9 protein-coding genes are annotated in these 16,775 nt (G+C 51.7%); 6 read left to right on the plus strand and 3 right to left on the minus strand.

Features of this window, described 5'->3' with window-relative positions; all coding sequences use genetic code 11:
• Window positions 1-81: 81 nt before the first annotated feature.
• Complete coding sequence (locus ACYVC2_RS01220) at window positions 82-2,880, minus strand: two-component regulator propeller domain-containing protein (RefSeq protein ID WP_461100446.1); 2,799 nt, start codon at window positions 2,878-2,880, stop codon at window positions 82-84.
• A 284-nt stretch (window positions 2,881-3,164) separates the two neighbouring features.
• Between ACYVC2_RS01220 and ACYVC2_RS01225 the strand changes: the two genes are divergently transcribed.
• The 5 genes from ACYVC2_RS01225 (at window position 3,165) to ACYVC2_RS01245 (ending at window position 12,092) form a co-directional block, all read left to right on the plus strand.
• Complete coding sequence (locus ACYVC2_RS01225) at window positions 3,165-6,227, plus strand: SusC/RagA family TonB-linked outer membrane protein (RefSeq protein WP_461100447.1); 3,063 nt, start codon at window positions 3,165-3,167, stop codon at window positions 6,225-6,227.
• A gap of 14 nt (window positions 6,228-6,241) precedes the next feature.
• On the plus strand, window positions 6,242-7,777 hold the full coding sequence (locus ACYVC2_RS01230) for a RagB/SusD family nutrient uptake outer membrane protein (protein WP_461100448.1): 1,536 nt from the start codon (window positions 6,242-6,244) through the stop codon (window positions 7,775-7,777).
• 189 nt (window positions 7,778-7,966) lie between these two features.
• Window positions 7,967-8,893, plus strand: a complete 927-nt coding sequence (locus tag ACYVC2_RS01235) for a LamG-like jellyroll fold domain-containing protein (protein ID WP_461100449.1) — start codon at window positions 7,967-7,969, stop codon at window positions 8,891-8,893.
• A gap of 87 nt (window positions 8,894-8,980) precedes the next feature.
• Window positions 8,981-10,651, plus strand: coding sequence for a glucoamylase family protein (locus ACYVC2_RS01240; RefSeq protein ID WP_461100450.1), 1,671 nt, complete (start codon window positions 8,981-8,983; stop codon window positions 10,649-10,651).
• 64 nt (window positions 10,652-10,715) lie between these two features.
• Window positions 10,716-12,092, plus strand: a complete 1,377-nt coding sequence (locus ACYVC2_RS01245; protein WP_461100451.1) for a glucoamylase family protein — start codon at window positions 10,716-10,718, stop codon at window positions 12,090-12,092.
• Window positions 12,093-12,139: 47 nt separating this feature from the next.
• Here ACYVC2_RS01245 and ACYVC2_RS01250 read toward each other — a convergent pair whose 3' ends face one another.
• Both ACYVC2_RS01250 and ACYVC2_RS01255 read right to left on the minus strand, forming a co-directional pair.
• Window positions 12,140-13,666: an FG-GAP repeat domain-containing protein gene (locus tag ACYVC2_RS01250; protein ID WP_461100452.1), complete on the minus strand. Its 1,527-nt coding sequence runs from the start codon at window positions 13,664-13,666 to the stop codon at window positions 12,140-12,142.
• Between the two features lie 136 nt (window positions 13,667-13,802).
• Window positions 13,803-15,956, minus strand: coding sequence for a S9 family peptidase (locus tag ACYVC2_RS01255; protein ID WP_461100453.1), 2,154 nt, complete (start codon window positions 15,954-15,956; stop codon window positions 13,803-13,805).
• Between the two features lie 116 nt (window positions 15,957-16,072).
• Here ACYVC2_RS01255 and ACYVC2_RS01260 point away from each other — a divergent pair, with 116 nt between their 5' ends.
• Window positions 16,073-16,753 carry a DUF3431 domain-containing protein gene (locus tag ACYVC2_RS01260; RefSeq protein WP_461100454.1) on the plus strand — a complete coding sequence of 227 codons (681 nt, stop codon included), beginning with the start codon at window positions 16,073-16,075 and terminating at the stop codon, window positions 16,751-16,753.
• Window positions 16,754-16,775 lie beyond the last annotated feature (22 nt).

The raw sequence follows: 16,775 nt of genomic DNA on the forward strand, positions 1-16,775 counted from the left end.
AGGATTTACAGCCGGGCCGACGATTCGGATAAGACAGGATTACTTCTCACTTTCAATCCTGCTTTATCCTGTCGAAAAATCCTAGTACTTCATCATGAACTCGCCCAGGTTCATATCGGCATCGAGGCTGAGTTTTTTCCGGAGCCGGTAGCGCTTCAGCTCGACGCTCCGGTGGGTAATATTCAGCAACTGAGCGATTTCTTTTGTCGATAGGTTCATGCGTAGATAAGCCGCCAGTTTCAAATCGCCCGGGCTCAGGTCCGGGTAGTTCTCGATGAGGTGTTTCAGAAATTGCTCGTGCACTTTATTAAAGTTGGCTTCGAACAATTTCCAGTCTTTTTCGCTGGATATATTGTTGTCGATCAACACATTGATCCGCTCAAAATCGTCGCCCGACAACCGATTGACCGACCGCAATTTCACCCGGTTCAGTTCTTCTTTCAGTTGCATCAGCAATTCATTTTTATGAATAAGTGACATGGTCGAGTTGGCCAGCTCTTCCGATTTCTGAATCAATCCCTGCTCCAGTTGATCTTTCTGCAAGAGAATGATCTCGCGCTGGCTCTGCTCTTCCTGATGGCGCAGTTGTTCCTCCAGTTTCTGCCGGATACGGTTTTGCTGCACAGCCACTCGCCGGAGATGTAATCGATAAAATAGCCAGATAAGCGCTCCTGCTACGATCAGATACAACAGTTTACTCCAGCCTGTCCAGTACCAGGGGGGTTGAACTATAAACGTAAGGCTACACTCATTGGGGTTCAGATTCGACTTCAGGTGGAAAACATACTGGCCCGGCGGCAGATTACTGAATTCTTTCTGAGAAATCGCTTCATACGGTGTCCAGTTCGTCATTCCGTTTTCGAGCCAATAGCTGTATTTGACAGGCTGCGTGTAGAAGGGTGTACTGAAGGAGATTAGGATCGTTGATTGCCGGTGCGTTAGTGATGGTACCGCTTTCTGAAAGGCCAGCCTTTCGGAAGCATTTTCGCCAGCGGCTACAGATCGGATAACCGGCTGGAGCGCGGGGTCGACCACCGTTGCCTTACCCGTCCGGGGCAACAGCGCAAAGCCATTCTCCCGACAGATAGCCAGGTAGCTGGTATCCAGCGCTACCATATTTTCGTACTCTTCTACCCATTGACTGGCTTTAATCGGAATATCGTCGGCTACCCGCTTACCTACTTGAGCCCAGCTCAGCGATCCATCCTGTCGGAGCACGAATAACCCCGTACTATCGAGGGAAAACAACTTTCGGACGGGCCGACCCAGCCAGGGATACGAGGATAACGCGGGTATAAGCCGATCGGTATACCTGTCCTGTACCAGTACATGTTTGGGAGAGGTAACCAGAATACGGTTCTGGAACCGGCATAAATCCAGAGCTGGGCCACCCAGTTCGGCATCGGTGTAGCTTTTGCGGCTTTCGATCCGGCGCATGTCGGCCGACAGCAGAAGCCGCTGTATTCCCTGATCCGGCGCTCTATTGACCCAGATTCTGCCCTCTTCATCCTCTTCCAATTGCCGAACCGGAGCCGAGAAACCATCCACCTTATGCGAGAATACCCACTGCCCCTGCAGATCTTTCCGGTAAATACACAGGTTCGTATAGGTTCCCTGAATTAGCCGGTTCGGGTGAAACTTTAGCCGGCGCAGTACCCATCCGCCCGTCACGGAAGATAGCCAATGAGCCTGATCACCCTCGATTCGGAAAGTGCCTCTGTTATGACCGCACAGCAACTGGTTATCGACGACGGTCAAATCCCAAACTTGTCCCTGCGTACCGGTAATGAGCTGGAAAGGAGTCTGAGGGCGGTCTAAAGGTTTGTAATAAACGCCCTGATTGGTCCCCAGATACAAGGCATTCCCGTAGCGGACCATATCATATACAGTTCCCAACTCACCTTCCGGATCCGTAAAGTAGCGAGCCGGAGAAGCCAGGTTTATGAGATTGATGCCTTTGTCCAGACCGACCCACAGATTACCATCGGCATCCTCACTCATCGACAGGACCGTGTTGTTGTGCAAACCATTTTTCTGGTTGAAATGATAGCGAATCTGGCCATCTTCCGTTACGATCAATACACCGTTCAGCAACGTTCCAAATGCATACAGACCTGGTTTGATCAACGTTCCTCTGTTCAGGCGATTACGCTGGATAAAGGCATTGATACCGGCATTGAACGGTTTGAACTGCTGCCCGTCGTAGTGGTAAAGCGCACGCTCGGTGCCGATCAGTAAATCATTGGTCCCAATTGGCAGAATGCTATTGATGGTCTCGTGACCCAGAAATTCACTACCTGGCACCAGTACATACCTATCCTGTTGAAGTTCGTAAAGCCCTTTCCCGATCACCTCCAGCAACAGACGCTGCCGAACCTGGTACACGAATAAAATCGTAGCCGGTGGCTGTATCAGGGTGACTTTTCCCTGGCGATAGCGGTACACAAATGCAAAGGACTGAAACAAGACACCCTCTGGTGTAACCAGTATATTCCAGATTTCTTCGTTCAGAAACGTCTTCTCGCGAATGAGCGGTGTCAGGGAATGATACACTAGGTCACCACCGGAGCCAGGCACCCAATAGCCGAACTCGCCAAGCGCACCGGTATAAATTCGTCCGGATGGATCGATGGCCACCGACCGCACTTTCTGTTTTCGGGGCAGCTCGTAAGTCTTCCAGCGACCGCCATCGAACTCGAGCAATCCTTTTGAATTAGCCAGGTACATAAATCGGGTTTTCGGATGCTGAGCTACTCCCCAATTCTGGTTGTAGGCTCCGTATACCAGACGGTTGTAGCTGATCAACTCAGGCTGGCAAAAACTGTACGTATCCTGAGCCCTGACAGCCGAGCCATTTCCTAAGAGCCCTAAGAGAACCATAATCGCCCATCCTGCGAAGATTTTACATGATACCATTTGACTATTTTCATGATTAGGAGTCATACAGGGGCTTTGATGTAGAAAAAACGCTGAAAATAGCTTGAATAATGCAGAATGATGTAGTAATGATGTGGTTCATTTTTAGGTAACCGAACCGACCTAACATACTTTTGTGCAAAAAATTATAGGAAAGTTAGTGCATTTCATCGCTTAACCTGCTGAGCACTGCTCTGGAATAATGCAGTTCATAACAGGCCGGTGAGGAAAATTTTAGAGGGTTCGTTATGACATACTTTTCATTTTTTCACCACAAAAAAAGACTCGTCCGTTTGCTGACAGGTCTGCTTTTTATCCTTCTCCTGCCCAACGCGTGGGCAGCCCCCATCCGGGTTACAGGTAAGGTAACCGATGGCACCACGAGTACAGGCTTGCCCGGCGTTACCGTGCAGGTGAAAGGCACGAATACCGGAACGGTAACCGACGCAACCGGCACCTATGCTATCCAGGCCGACCAGAACGCAACCCTGGTCTTTTCAAGCATTGGGTATACCCGAGTTGAGATCGCCGTAAGCGGCCGGACGGTCATCGATGTGCCGCTGCAGGAAGACACTAAAGCCCTAACGGAAGTAGTGGTGGTTGGTTACGGAACCCAGCGTAAAGCAGACGTGACGGGCGCTACAGTCACCATCAAAGGTGATGAACTGGTTAAACAGCCGGTTCTGACGGCAACCCAGGCGTTACAGGGAAAAGCCGCTGGTGTACAGATCATCAGCAGCGGGCAGCCGGGCAGTTCGCCCGTTGTACGGGTACGTGGTACAGGCAGCGCTTTGGGCGGGACGGCCGCTCTGTTTGTGGTCGACGGAGTGCTCACGGATGACATTTCTAACATCAATACCGCCGATATCGTCAACGTCGATGTGCTGAAAGATGCCTCGGCCACGGCTATTTATGGCTCGCGGGGCGCTAACGGCGTGGTCATTATTACGACGAAGCGCGGCACGACAGGCAAGATGACCGTGAACTACTCGGGCAATGCGGGCTTTCGGTTCCCCTCGTTTCTGGTGCCGATGGCCAACGCAACCGAGTATGCCAACTACGCTAGCGCAGCCACCGGTAATGTGATTACGCCCGGTACGACATCGACAGATTGGTATCAACAGATTCTCCGAAACGGCTTCCAACAAAATCATGGCCTGTCAGTCAACGGCGGCACGGACAAATCGACCTATTTCGTCAGTGCCGGTTACTATACCGATCAGGGGCTGGTGATCGATAATCAGTACAAACGGTTTTCGATCCGGGCCAACAACGATTTTACCTTCAACAAATACGTGAAAGCCGGGCTATCGGCCTCGTATGCGAACGGCGACAACCGACTCGCCAACCTGGGAACGGCCTACAACGACGCCTACCGGGCTGCTCCCATCATCCCATCCGAAGTTGGAAATAAATACGGGAATACATCGGTCTACCAGAACGTCGGAAACCCTATTCTGGACATCAAAAATAACAATAACCGGGTGCTGGATAACCGACTTCTGGGCTCGGCTTATCTTGAAATAAAACCCATCGAGTGGCTTACGTTCCGCAGTAACATCGGTGGCGACTGGGTTAACCTGAACGCCCGCGAATACAATTACCAGTTCGATAACGACACCACAACGTTCATCAATCCGGGCGGAAATCAGCGGAATCCAAACAGCAATCTGAAGCTTATCAACACCCGAACCTTTCACTGGACCTGGGATAATCTGCTGACATTCAACAAAAAATTCGATAAGCATACCCTGACCGTACTGGTCGGCACCACCGCCGAAAAATATACGCTGACCAGCTTTACAGCTTACCGAAAAGATGTTCCGGCTGCGGAGAACCTCTGGTACATCAACACGGGTAACGCCAATACGTCCACCAACGACGGTGCCGGTGATCAGTATAACCGCAACTCGTATATCGGTCGGCTGAATTATAATTTCAACGACCGATACCTGCTCACCGCTACGATTCGGGCTGATGGCTCCTCGCGCTTCCCGACTCAAAACCGCTGGGGCTATTTCCCCTCTGTTGGCGTCGGCTGGGTGATCAGCAACGAACGGTTCATGGCGGGTCAACAGGTGTTCGATCTGCTCAAACTGCGGGCGAGCTGGGGTAAAGTTGGCAACGACCGCATTCCGACGGACGCCTATACCGTAACGGTTCAGCCAAACCTGGCGTATCCGTTCGGGGGTGGCATTGCAACACCAGGCAGCGCCATCACGCAGATCAAAGACCCGAACGTTAAGTGGGAAACCACCGAAGAAGCCGACTTAGGCATTGAATTCACCGCACTCAACGGCCGACTCTCCGGCGAGCTGAACTACTATAACAAAAAATCGCGCGATCTGCTGATCAACGTAAAAGTCCCTTCGGTCACCGGGGATGCAGACGGGGTCGTGCTGACCAATGCAGCTTCCATTCAGAATCAGGGCGTCGAGCTAACCCTGAACTGGCGGGGCAAAATCACCAATAACTTATCGTACCGGATTGGCGGCAATGCAACCCTCAACCAGAACAAGGTTATTGGCCTGAACGGTGGGCAGCCTATTCTGGATGGCGGCATCGGCGCTAACCAGCAATACACGACCCGCACCGACAATGGGCAACCCGTGGGTAGTTTCTACGTGTTGCAGGTACTGGGCGTGTTTCAGACGGCCGACGAAATCGCCAACTATAAAAATACGGCTGGTCAGGTCATTCAGCCTTCGGCCAACCCCGGCGATTTTAGATACCAGGATACCAACGGCGACGGAAAAATAGATGATAACGACCGGGTCTTTGCGGGTTCGTACCAGCCTAAAGCTTATTTCGGCCTGAACCTGGGACTGACCTACAAAAACCTCGACTTCAGCGTCGATTTCTACGGCAACGTGGGGAATCAGCTTTACAACGGGAAACGGGCTTTCCGCCAGCAGGCGCTCGACAATGTCGAACGGTCGATGGCCTACAAACGCTGGAGTCCGGGCAGCGGTATCCAGACCGAACCGGCGGCCAACAGTGGCAACCTACCGCCTTCTACTTACTTCGTCGAGTCGGGCAACTTCGTACGGGTCAACAACATCACCTTAGGCTATCGGGTACCCGATGCGTTGTTGAAAAAAGTGAATGTGAGCAGCGTACGGGTGTTTGTAACCGGCCAGAATTTGTTCACAATCAAAAAATACAGCGGCTTCACTGCCGAACTGCCCGGCTTCGTCACCACCAGCAATGCGGGTATTGTAACCACCGGTAGCCCCACAACCCAGGGTATTGAACTAAACGCCTATCCAATGCCCAGCACCCTTGCCGCCGGGCTCAACATTGGCTTTTAACCGACTCAACCAGTATGAAATTCCCTACATTGTTCGTTTTCAGCGCCAGCTTCGGGGCGCTTCTGCTGACGGTTTCCTGCCAGAAAAGCTTTCTGGATGTCCCCGTTCAGGGTCAGGCAACTCCTTCTACCGATCCGAATCTGGCTTCCAGTCTAGTAACCGGCGTTTACAACAGCTTATACAATAGCGAAGCCTTCGGCGGGGCGGGTGGCGATGTGCATGGCATTAGCTTCATCGCGACTACCAACATCATTTCCGACGACGCCGACAAAGGGAGTACACCCACCGACCAGCCTTCGCTGGTCGACATCGATAACTTTACGGTAACCCCGACCAACAATTTTGTTGCGGCTCTCTGGAACGGCTATTACAGCGGCATTTCCAGAGCCAATCAGGCCCTGGTCGCCATTGATGCATCGACATTAGACGCCAAAACCAAAAACCAACTGATTGGTGAGGTTCGGTTCATCCGGGGGTACTATTACTTTAATCTGGTCCGCTTTTTCGGTAAGGTGCCGAAGGTGGTACGGGTTCCCAAAGATGCACAGGACGCCAATACCGACCCAGCGTTTCAGACGCGCGCACCGGTCGATACGATCTACAATGTCATTACCCAGGATCTGCAATTTGCCGCCAATAATCTGCCGTTACGGTCGCAGTCGGCAGTGGGGCATGCCAACAAAGGAGCCGCTCAGGCGCTGCTGGCCAAAACCTACCTGTACCGCAAGAACTGGCAGCAGGTGCAGACACTAACGCAGGAGGTGATCAACTCCGGTCAGTATGCCTTGGTGCCCGATTACACGACCATCTGGCGGTATGTGGGCAATAACAGCAGCGAATCGATTTTCGAAACCCAGAGCGGTACGTTCAATAATGGCGACCTCGCCGTGGGTGGCTACTGCACCTGGCAGGGCCCACGGGTGGGCGGCAAAGGGGGCTGGAGCGATCTCGGCTTCGGTTTTGACACCCCCAGCCAGGATTTGGTGAATGCCTACGAAGCCGGGGATAAGCGTAAAACCTCGACGATCATCATTGTCGACACCAGCCCCAAACACGCAGGCACGGTTTTGTACGATGGCTTCCGGATTCCCAGCGCCGATTCGGTTCAGAACCTGTACTACAACTACAAAGCTTATGCCAGCGAAAACTCAAGTATAGAGCCGTATTTAGGCAACCGTGACAAGAAGCAGAAAAACGTTCGGCTGCTACGCTACGCCGATGTGCTGCTGATGAACGCCGAAGCAAATAACGAACTGGGCCAATCAGCCGCAGCGACCACCAACCTAAATCTGATTCGCACCCGCGCTGGCTTACCGAATACGAAAGCGGCTTCGCAGACCGATGTCCGGGAAGCGATCTGGAAAGAACGCCGGATCGAACTGGCGATGGAACACGACCGCTTTTTCGACCTGGTCAGAACCGGGCGAGCCGCTCAGGTGATGCGGGCTGCGGGCAAAAATTTCGTCGCGGGCAAGAATGAGTTGCTACCGGTACCAAGTCTGCAAATCCAGCTAAGCAACAACCAACTGGATCAGAACCCGGGCTACTAAATGAGTTTTGTCAGGGCCAACTTTTTGTCATTCCGACGGCTTTTTGTCATTCCGACGTTAGGAGGAATCTTGAAATCTCCTAGTAGTCAAGCTCAACCGGGCTACCGAAGCAGATTCCTCCTAACGTCGGAATGACAAACGCAGGAAGGCTAACAACAAACCCAATTTTTACTAACAAATCAACTTACCATGAAAACGACAAAATTCGCCGGTCTGCTGGCAATTGGCTTGCTCACAGGCACAACGCTGGTTATCTCCTGTAAAAAAAGCGACGATGGGGCCACCACATTACCTCCAATCGGTGGTTTTAATAATTCCAATGAGGTCGCGTCGACTAATTTGTTAGCACACTGGACATTCGACGGAACTAACAATGAAGACATATCAAAAACGGCTCCTTCGAATAGTAGCAATGCAACATTTACAACAGGCCAAAAAGGACAAGCGCTTCAGTTAAACGCAGGCTACCTGGTATATCCAATAATTGCTAAGTTAAATACCGCTAATGCGATTCCAAGCGTAAGTGTCAGCGCTTGGATCAATACTGCTAATAATGGAAAAACCGCAAGCTCGGTATTTGCTTTAACGCGAGCTTTATCAGAACAAACAGACTGGAATAGAGGGCCAATCAACATGTATGTCGATGCGAATGCCCATCCTGCTAGTAGTGATACCTTACAATTACATGCTGCTTTTCATTCTTATCAAAATGGCAATTTTGATGTAGGCGGAGATAATGTTACTGGTTTTGGGCTTGCAGATGCTGGGAAAACATATCAAGTAGTGAAAGGGACCAATAAATGGGTACATTTCATCATGGTGTATGATGGAGCCAATTCTACAATCGATTTATACGCTAACAATGTCCTGGTTTCAAATAGCACCTACCGGAAGAGAGATTTTAATGGTACTCCTACTGGTAACATTGTTTTACCAACACCTACCCAAGTTCTCATTGGTGGTTGGCCAAGTGTCTCAACTGGCTATACTAACTCGCCAAATCAAACGTGGCAGGGCCTGTACACCGGCTCAATTGATGAAATTCGGGTTTACAATAAGGCTTTAAGCACAGCCGAGATTGGAGCATTATATCAACTCGAATCAGCAGGAAGGTAAACTTACAAATAGTCAATAAGGGCTACGTACTTATACAGCCCTTATTGACTACCTTTTATTTGGTGTCTCCGGTTTCAGTATCTCATTATGAACTCAACGTCCTGTTATTTGCCCTTAATGGCGCTTGTGTGCTGCCTGTCCTGCAAGACGCAGAAAGACCCGGAACCGGCTGAATCGTTCAGTTATAAATCAGTGCAGGTCAATGGGCAAACGTCGGCGTCACTGACCTACCAGAATGTATCGCTGACGCCAACGATCCGGCTGGGGTTTACGGCACCCATCAACCAGGAATCGGCAAAGAACACAATTCAGCTGACCGAAAAAGCTACCGCCAGTCCGGTTTCGCTCTCCTATGCCTTTGGCGCTACTGATACGACCGTGACGATTGGCCCCACGAAAGCACTGAAATCGCTGACGGCTTATACCGTTACGGTTCAGCCTACCCTGACCTCGCAACGGAGCACGACGCTTGGCTCGAATGTGGTGATCAACCTCGTCACGGCGCTCGACAGTACGGATAAATTCCAGCGCATCAGTGATTCACTCTTGCTGGATCTCGTTCAAAAACAAACCCTTACCTATTTCTGGGATTTCGGGCACCCGGTATCGGGCATGGCCCGCGAGCGCAACTCGTCGGGTGATGTTGTTACGACCGGCGGAACAGGCTTTGGTGTGATGGCAATTCTGGTGGGTATCAATCGAAATTTTATCAGCCGTCAGGATGGATTGACAAGGCTGGCGAAGATCGCCAACTTCCTGACCAACAGCGCCAAACGCTATCACGGCGCTTTTCCGCACTGGCTCAACGGTGCTACCGGCGCTACGGTGCCGTTCAGCCAGAAAGACGACGGTGCCGATCTGGTCGAAACCTCGTATCTGATGCAGGGACTACTGACAGCCCGGCAATATTTCAACAGTTCGACCGATGCCAATGAAGTCGCGCTTCGGCAAACGATCAATGCGCTCTGGGACGGTGTCGAGTGGAACTGGTTTACCAAAAGCGGAGCCGAAACGAACCTGTACTGGCACTGGTCGCCGAACTACAACTGGGACATGAACCTACCCATTCGGGGATGGAATGAAGCGCTCATCACCTACGTGCTGGCCGCTTCCTCGAACACCAGCGCGATCCCGAAAACCGTTTATGACAACAGTTGGGCGCAAAACGGCAAAATCGCCAATGGCAACAGTTATTACGGCATCAAATTGCCGCTTGGCCCGGCCAATGGCGGTCCGCTCTTCTTTTCTCAGTATTCGTTTCTGGGCATCAATCCGCATGATCTGAAAGACACGTATGCCGACTACTGGCAACAGAATACGGCTCACTCGCTTATCAACTACACCTACTGCAAAACCAATCCGAAGCAATACGTCGGCTACAGTTCGAGTTGCTGGGGATTGACCGCCAGCGATGAGCAAAACGGCTATTCGGCGCACGAACCGAACAACGATAACGGCACCATCTCGCCAACAGCCGCTCTCTCGGCCATGCCCTACACACCGACCGAATCGATGCAGGCACTCCGGTTTTTCTACTACAAACTGGGGGATAAAATCTGGAAAAACTACGGCTTTGTCGACGCGTTCAACCTAACCAATATCTGGTTTGCCGACTCGTTTCTGGCCATCGACCAGGGCCCGATTATCGTCATGATCGAAAACCAGCGTTCGCAACTGCTCTGGAACTTGTTCATGAGTTGCCCCGAAGTGAAAAAAGGCATGAAAAACCTGGGCTTCCAGAGCCCGAAACTGAACTGATGGTACGCGGATTTCAGTCCGCTCTTTTCCACTAGAAGCGGGCTGAAATCCGCGGTACATTTGGATGAAAACGATCTTCATTTTTCTGCTCACAATCGGCGTGGGATTGGCCCAACAGAATCCAGCCTATACGCTTACGGCAGCCGACAATGCCTTTCTGGACAGCTTGCAGCGGGATACATTCCGGTATTTCTGGGAAACCGAAGATTCCGGGAACGGCCTGATTCCCGACCGGATGCCTACCCCTTCGTTTGCCAGCATTGCCGCCGTCGGTTTCGGTCTGACATCGTATCTGGTTGGTGTGGAGCGGGGCTACATCAGCCGGACCCAGGCAGCAGACCGGACCGTGGAAACCCTTCGTTTTTTTGCGCAAGCCCCGCAATCCGATAAACCAACGGGCGTAACCGGCTACAAGGGTTTTTTCTACCACTTTCTGGATATGAAAACCGGGGAACGCTTCAAACAGGTCGAGCTATCGACCATCGACACGGCTTTGCTGCTGGGTGGAATTCTTAGCTGTCAGACGTATTTTGACAAAAACACGCCGGTTGAAGCCGAAATACGAAAACTGGCCGAACAGATTTATAGCCGCGTCGACTGGACCTGGATTCAAGCGTCCCAGCCGTTCGTGTCCATGGGCTGGCATCCCGAAAAAGGGTTTATCAAGGCCGACTGGAAGGGCTACAATGAAGGCATGCTGCTCTATATTCTGGCCTTAGGCTCGCCTACGCACCCGGTTGGCCCCGACGCCTGGACAGCCTGGACGCAATCCTATCCGTGGGCCACGTTCTACGACCAGCCGCACGTCAATTTCGATCCGCTTTTTGGTCACCAGTACTCGCACATCTGGGTCGACTTTCGGGGTATTCAGGACGAGTACATCCAGAAAAAAGGCATTGATTACGCCGAAAACTCTCGCCGGGCAACCTACGCCAATCGAGCGTATTGTCTAAAAAATCCAGGCCATTGGCAGGATTACAGCGCTACCATCTGGGGCCTGACCGCCTGCGATGGCCCCAAAGATACGACTGTTGCGGGCCGTGAATTTTTCTCCTATCGCGCCCGGGGGGCAGCTTCTACCCAAATCGTCGACGATGGTACTCTGGCGCCAACGGCGGCTGGTGGATCGCTGGCGTTCGCTCCGGAAATTTGCCTACCAGCCCTGAAAGCTATGAAAACGAAGTACGGGGCTAAGTTGTACGGGCAATATGGTTTTCGGGATGCGTTCAACCCAACCTACCGTTATCCATCGGCTTTCGCGAACGGTTCCACCGCCAACGGCTGGTTCGATATTGACTATCTGGGTATCGACCAGGGACCTATTTTATTGATGGCGGAAAACCTGCGGACGAACTTCATCTGGAACCTGATGAAGCGAAACCCGCACATCATTAAAGGTTTAAAGCAGGCTGGGTTTACGGGCGGCTGGCTGAAGCAGTAGCACCGACCGGGACGGTCGGGTGAGCCCCCACAATTGCCTAACCGGCACTACCTAGTCTTGTTTTTCAGCACGATCAGTGGAATATGCGTGTCCCAGAACGGCTTGAGGTCTTTCTGAATGATGAACGTTTTCGAGAAATTACCCAGTACGATGTCCGCATCGCCATCCTGATCGAAGTCGTTGACGTCCATGCAGATCCAGCGGCCGTAGGTACTGACCGGTAAGGCATGAGGCTTAAACTTCAAGGACTGCTGTTGCTCGAAATACATGAAGCCTTCGGCTGGATTTTGTTTGAAATCAGCAAAGAAGGCAATCGTCGCGATGTCCAGATCACCGTCCTGGTCGAAGTCGGTAGCTATAGCTTTCGTACAGCCGTTGATTGGGTAGAAATAGGTTTGTCTAAACCGGAAACCACCCTGATTCAGGTAGATGTAAAGCCCGTGGTATGGCTTCAGAATTTTAGAATAGTCACTGTTGTCACCACACGTATACAGGATATCCAGTTGACCATCCTTATTAAAATCAACAAGTTGAAAGCTGGTCGAGCCGTACACGGCCGGAAACTTCAATAGGTCTCGCCCGGTAAAGCCCCCTTTCTTATCATTCAGAAATAGCCAGATTCCCTCGTCGGCATGTGCGAAGAGTGCCATCAGATCCGGCCAGCCGTCGGCGTTAAAATCGCCGGAAACCACCTGTATCGCACCGGCAACTTCACGAATCGGAGTTCTGACAAACTGACGGTTGGGTTGTTGTTTCAGGCAGTATAGCCCACCCCGGTTATGACCAAACCCGCAGACGACCCAGTCCATCAGCCCGTCTTTATTCATGTCGATCGGAATGGATTGCAGCGGACGGGGCAGGCCCGTCGAAACAGTCAGGGAATCGCTCGTTCGATTAGTTGTCAGGCCCAGATCGATCAACTCACCCAGTGAAAGGTCGGCGGCCCGCATAGTCCCCAGGCAGGTAAAGGCACTCCGCTCCTGCCCTTTTGTGTCCCGGAAAAACGTCGCGTTGACAGCCGGTGAATGCAACTGCCTGGCCAGGGTTGGGCGTAGCTGCTGGTTCCAGCGGTGCAGGTCATTACGCAGCGCATCGCTGGAATAAAGTTGGTGACCAATGGTATCGATGGCCACTAACGTCGTGATAAACGTTTGCGTTGTATCACGACGCGGGGTTTCAAGCGAAAAAATAGCCCAGTCGGTTACGGCCTTCGCTGGCGGATGGGCCGATTTCAGTTTATCCGGAGCCAGGGTTTGATAATACGCGACAATTTTTTGCCAGTCGTCGTAAGAAATAGCCGCCGTATGGCCCGCATAATATTGTTGGCCCGGATATACCTCCAACCCAAGATTGGGTGCCATGGCGGGCAACACCTGCTTTACCCACGTCTCTTTATCCAGTTTATCGGGCTCGATCAGGACGTGGCAACTTTGGCAATGTTTCTGAGCCAGTTGCTGCCCGGCCGCAATGACCGGATCATCCAGCGCCGACTTGTTTTTCGACTGGCAACTGCCGACCAGCAAACTCAGGGCTACGACGCATAAAAGGCCAGCGTAAATTCGGGAAAAGGTCAATTGTTTAAAAATTACCACGGGTAAAGTAAAGCCTGGTTATAGCAGCGCGGGTGGCAACCCGCGCTGCTATAAATCCCAATCTTGAGACATTAATTAGCTTGTGATATACTTTAACGTTAACCAGCCTATCTCACTATTACATCCGTACCCCTACCAGATTCAGCATGAAGGCGTATTCCAGGGCGATTTCTTTCAGCGCCTGAAACCGACCGGAAGCTCCTCCGTGGCCAGCTTCCATATTGGTGTGGAGCAGCAGTTGGTTGTTATCTGTTTTCAGCGTCCGCAGCTTGGCCACCCACTTGGCGGGCTCCCAATATTGCACCTGCGAATCATGCAGGCCAGTGGTTACCAATAAGTTGGGATACGCTTTCTTTTCGACGTTATCGTAAGGCGAATACGACAGCATGTACTTGTAAAACGGCTCGTTCTTCGGATTACCCCATTCTTCAAATTCGCCGGTCGTGAGCGGAATGCTTTCGTCGAGCATAGTCGTCACGACATCCACAAACGGTACGGCGGCCACTACACCCCGGTAGAGCTGTGGTGCCTGGTTGATTACCGCGCCCATCAGCAAGCCACCTGCGCTGCCGCCCATCGCAAAGAGCTTGTCAGCACTGGTGTATTGGTTCTTAATGAGGTATTCCGATACGTCGACGAAGTCGTTGAACGTATTTTTCTTTTTCAGCATTTTGCCGTCTTCGTACCACCGACGACCCATTTCCTGCCCGCCCCGAATGTGCGCAATCGCGAAAATAAATCCCCGGTCCAGCAGGCTCAGGCGGGTCGAGCTAAAACCCGGATCGGTCGAGTAACCGTACGAGCCGTAGGCATATTGAAGTAAGGGAGCGGAACCGTCTTTCTTCGTGCCTTTACGGTATACCAGCGAAATCGGCACCTTTACGCCATCCCGGGCGGTCGCGTACATACGCTCCGACACGTAGTTGTCTTTGTCGAAGCCACCCAGCACCTCCTGCTGTTTCATCAGCGTTTTTTCCTTCGTATCCATGTTGTAATCGAAGGTGGAATTGGGGGTTGTCAGCGATGAGTAACTGTAGCGCAGCACATTCGTATTGAAGTCCGGATTGTAGCCGATACCCGCGACATAAGCCGGTTCGCCAAAATCAAGGTATTCATCGACTTTCGCCGGATCGCCGGACCGCGGATCGCCGGACTGTTGCTGATTGATTATCCGAATATTCGTCAAACCGGCTTTTCGTTCACCCAGAACCAGGTGATTGACAAAGACATCCATGTTGGCCAGATATACGTCGGCCCGATGCGGAATGACTTCTTTCCAGGACGCACGGTCAGCGGTTTTGCCTTCCGGCACTTCCATCAGCCGGAAGTTTTCGGCTTTCCAGTTCGTGCGGACGTAGAACTTATCTTTGTAATGCACGATGTCGTATTCATGCCCTTTCTCGCGGGGCAGAAACACCTTGAATTCGCCCAATGGCTTACTGGCTTCCAGCAACCGGTATTCCGTCGCGACTCCGTTGTGATCTACACCGATTTCGATGTATTTCTTCGATTTCGAGCGGCTCAGACCCATATAAAACTGGTTATCCTGTTCTTCGTACACCAGTACGTCTGTCTTAGGATCGGCACCCAGCGTATGGCGGTATACCTGATAACCGAGCAGGGTCTGCGGATCTTTTTTGATGTAAAACAGGGTCTTGTTGTCAGTTGCCCAGGCAAAGCTTCCAGCTTCAGTATTCTGGATCGCTTCCGGATAGATTTTTCCGGTTTTCAGGTTTTTGATCCGGAGCGTGTATAACCGGCGGCTGACGGTGTCTTCGGCGAAAATGGCCAGTTCCTCGTTATCCGATATCTCGTAGCCACCCAGTTGGTAATAATTATGGCCTTTCGCCATCACATTGCCGTCGAACATCACTTCCTCGTTCCCCTGCATCGAACCCTTCCGCCGGCAGTAGATCGGGTACTCTCCGCCCGTGATGTAGCGGCTGTAGTAATAATACTCCCCCTCTTTATAAGGCACCGATTCGTCCTGCTGCTTGATGCGCCCTTTCATTTCCTCGAACAACTTGGCTTGCAGATCCTTAACGGGAGCCAATACCTGATCGAGGTATGCGTTTTCGGCTTTCAGGTAGTTGATTACCTCCGGATTTTCGCGTTCGTTGAGGTAATAATAATTGTCGATCCGTTTGTGGCCGTTGGTAATGAGTTCTTTGGGTTTAACGGCGGCTTTAGGAGGAGTCAGTATAGGAGTTTGTGCCTGAGTCATGCTGGAAACAGTGAGCGTAATAAGAAGCGTAGTATATGTTCGGTTCATAACGGTCCGCTAAGCAGGTCGGTTCAAAAGATCATCCGTAAAAATACAGTTTTCCGCCATCTTTACGCCAGAAAGAATTCCTGACTTCAGGTTATAAAATTACTCAGCGAAACATTATGTCTACGCCCGAACTCGTCGTCGCGCACTATACCGAAAACCTGAACTGGCTCCGAAACCTACCTACTGGTCTGCGAATAACCGTCTACGATAAAAGTCCGAATGGTTTGCCGGGCCGGGAAGCCATTCCCCTACCTAACATCGGCCGCGAAGCCCATACCTACCTGCATCATCTCGTCAGCCACTACGACTCGCTGGCCGACTGGACCATTTTCTGCCAGGGCAAACCCTTCGATCATGCGTACGATTTCAAGAAGACGCTCCGCGAATTTGCGGCAGGCCATTTCCCGGAAAATCAGAAATTTATCTGGCTTGGTCATCTGATTGATACAGACGACGATCAGGGGCACCGGCTTTTTAAGCCATGGAGTAAAAACGAGGACGGTCGCGGGCTCGACCTGCGCGGTTTTCATCAGGCGCTGTTCGATTCCGACGGGCCTTCTCAGTACACGTTTGTGCTGGGCGCACAGTTTGCCGTACATCGCGACCTGATTCACCAGAACCCCGTATCGTTCTACGAACGGGCGCTGGCCGTTTCGATTTCCTTTCCCGATGCGGCTCATTGTTTCGAACGAAGCTGGGACCGTGTATTCGGTGTTGTGGGTATCGACCGGGTCTGGCTCAACGGACGGCTGATGGTTCAGCTAAAACCGATGAAACATCAGATTCTGACCAATTAATCAATCCTGCGGGTACGCTTGC

It is taken from the genome of Spirosoma koreense, from assembly GCF_054777875.1.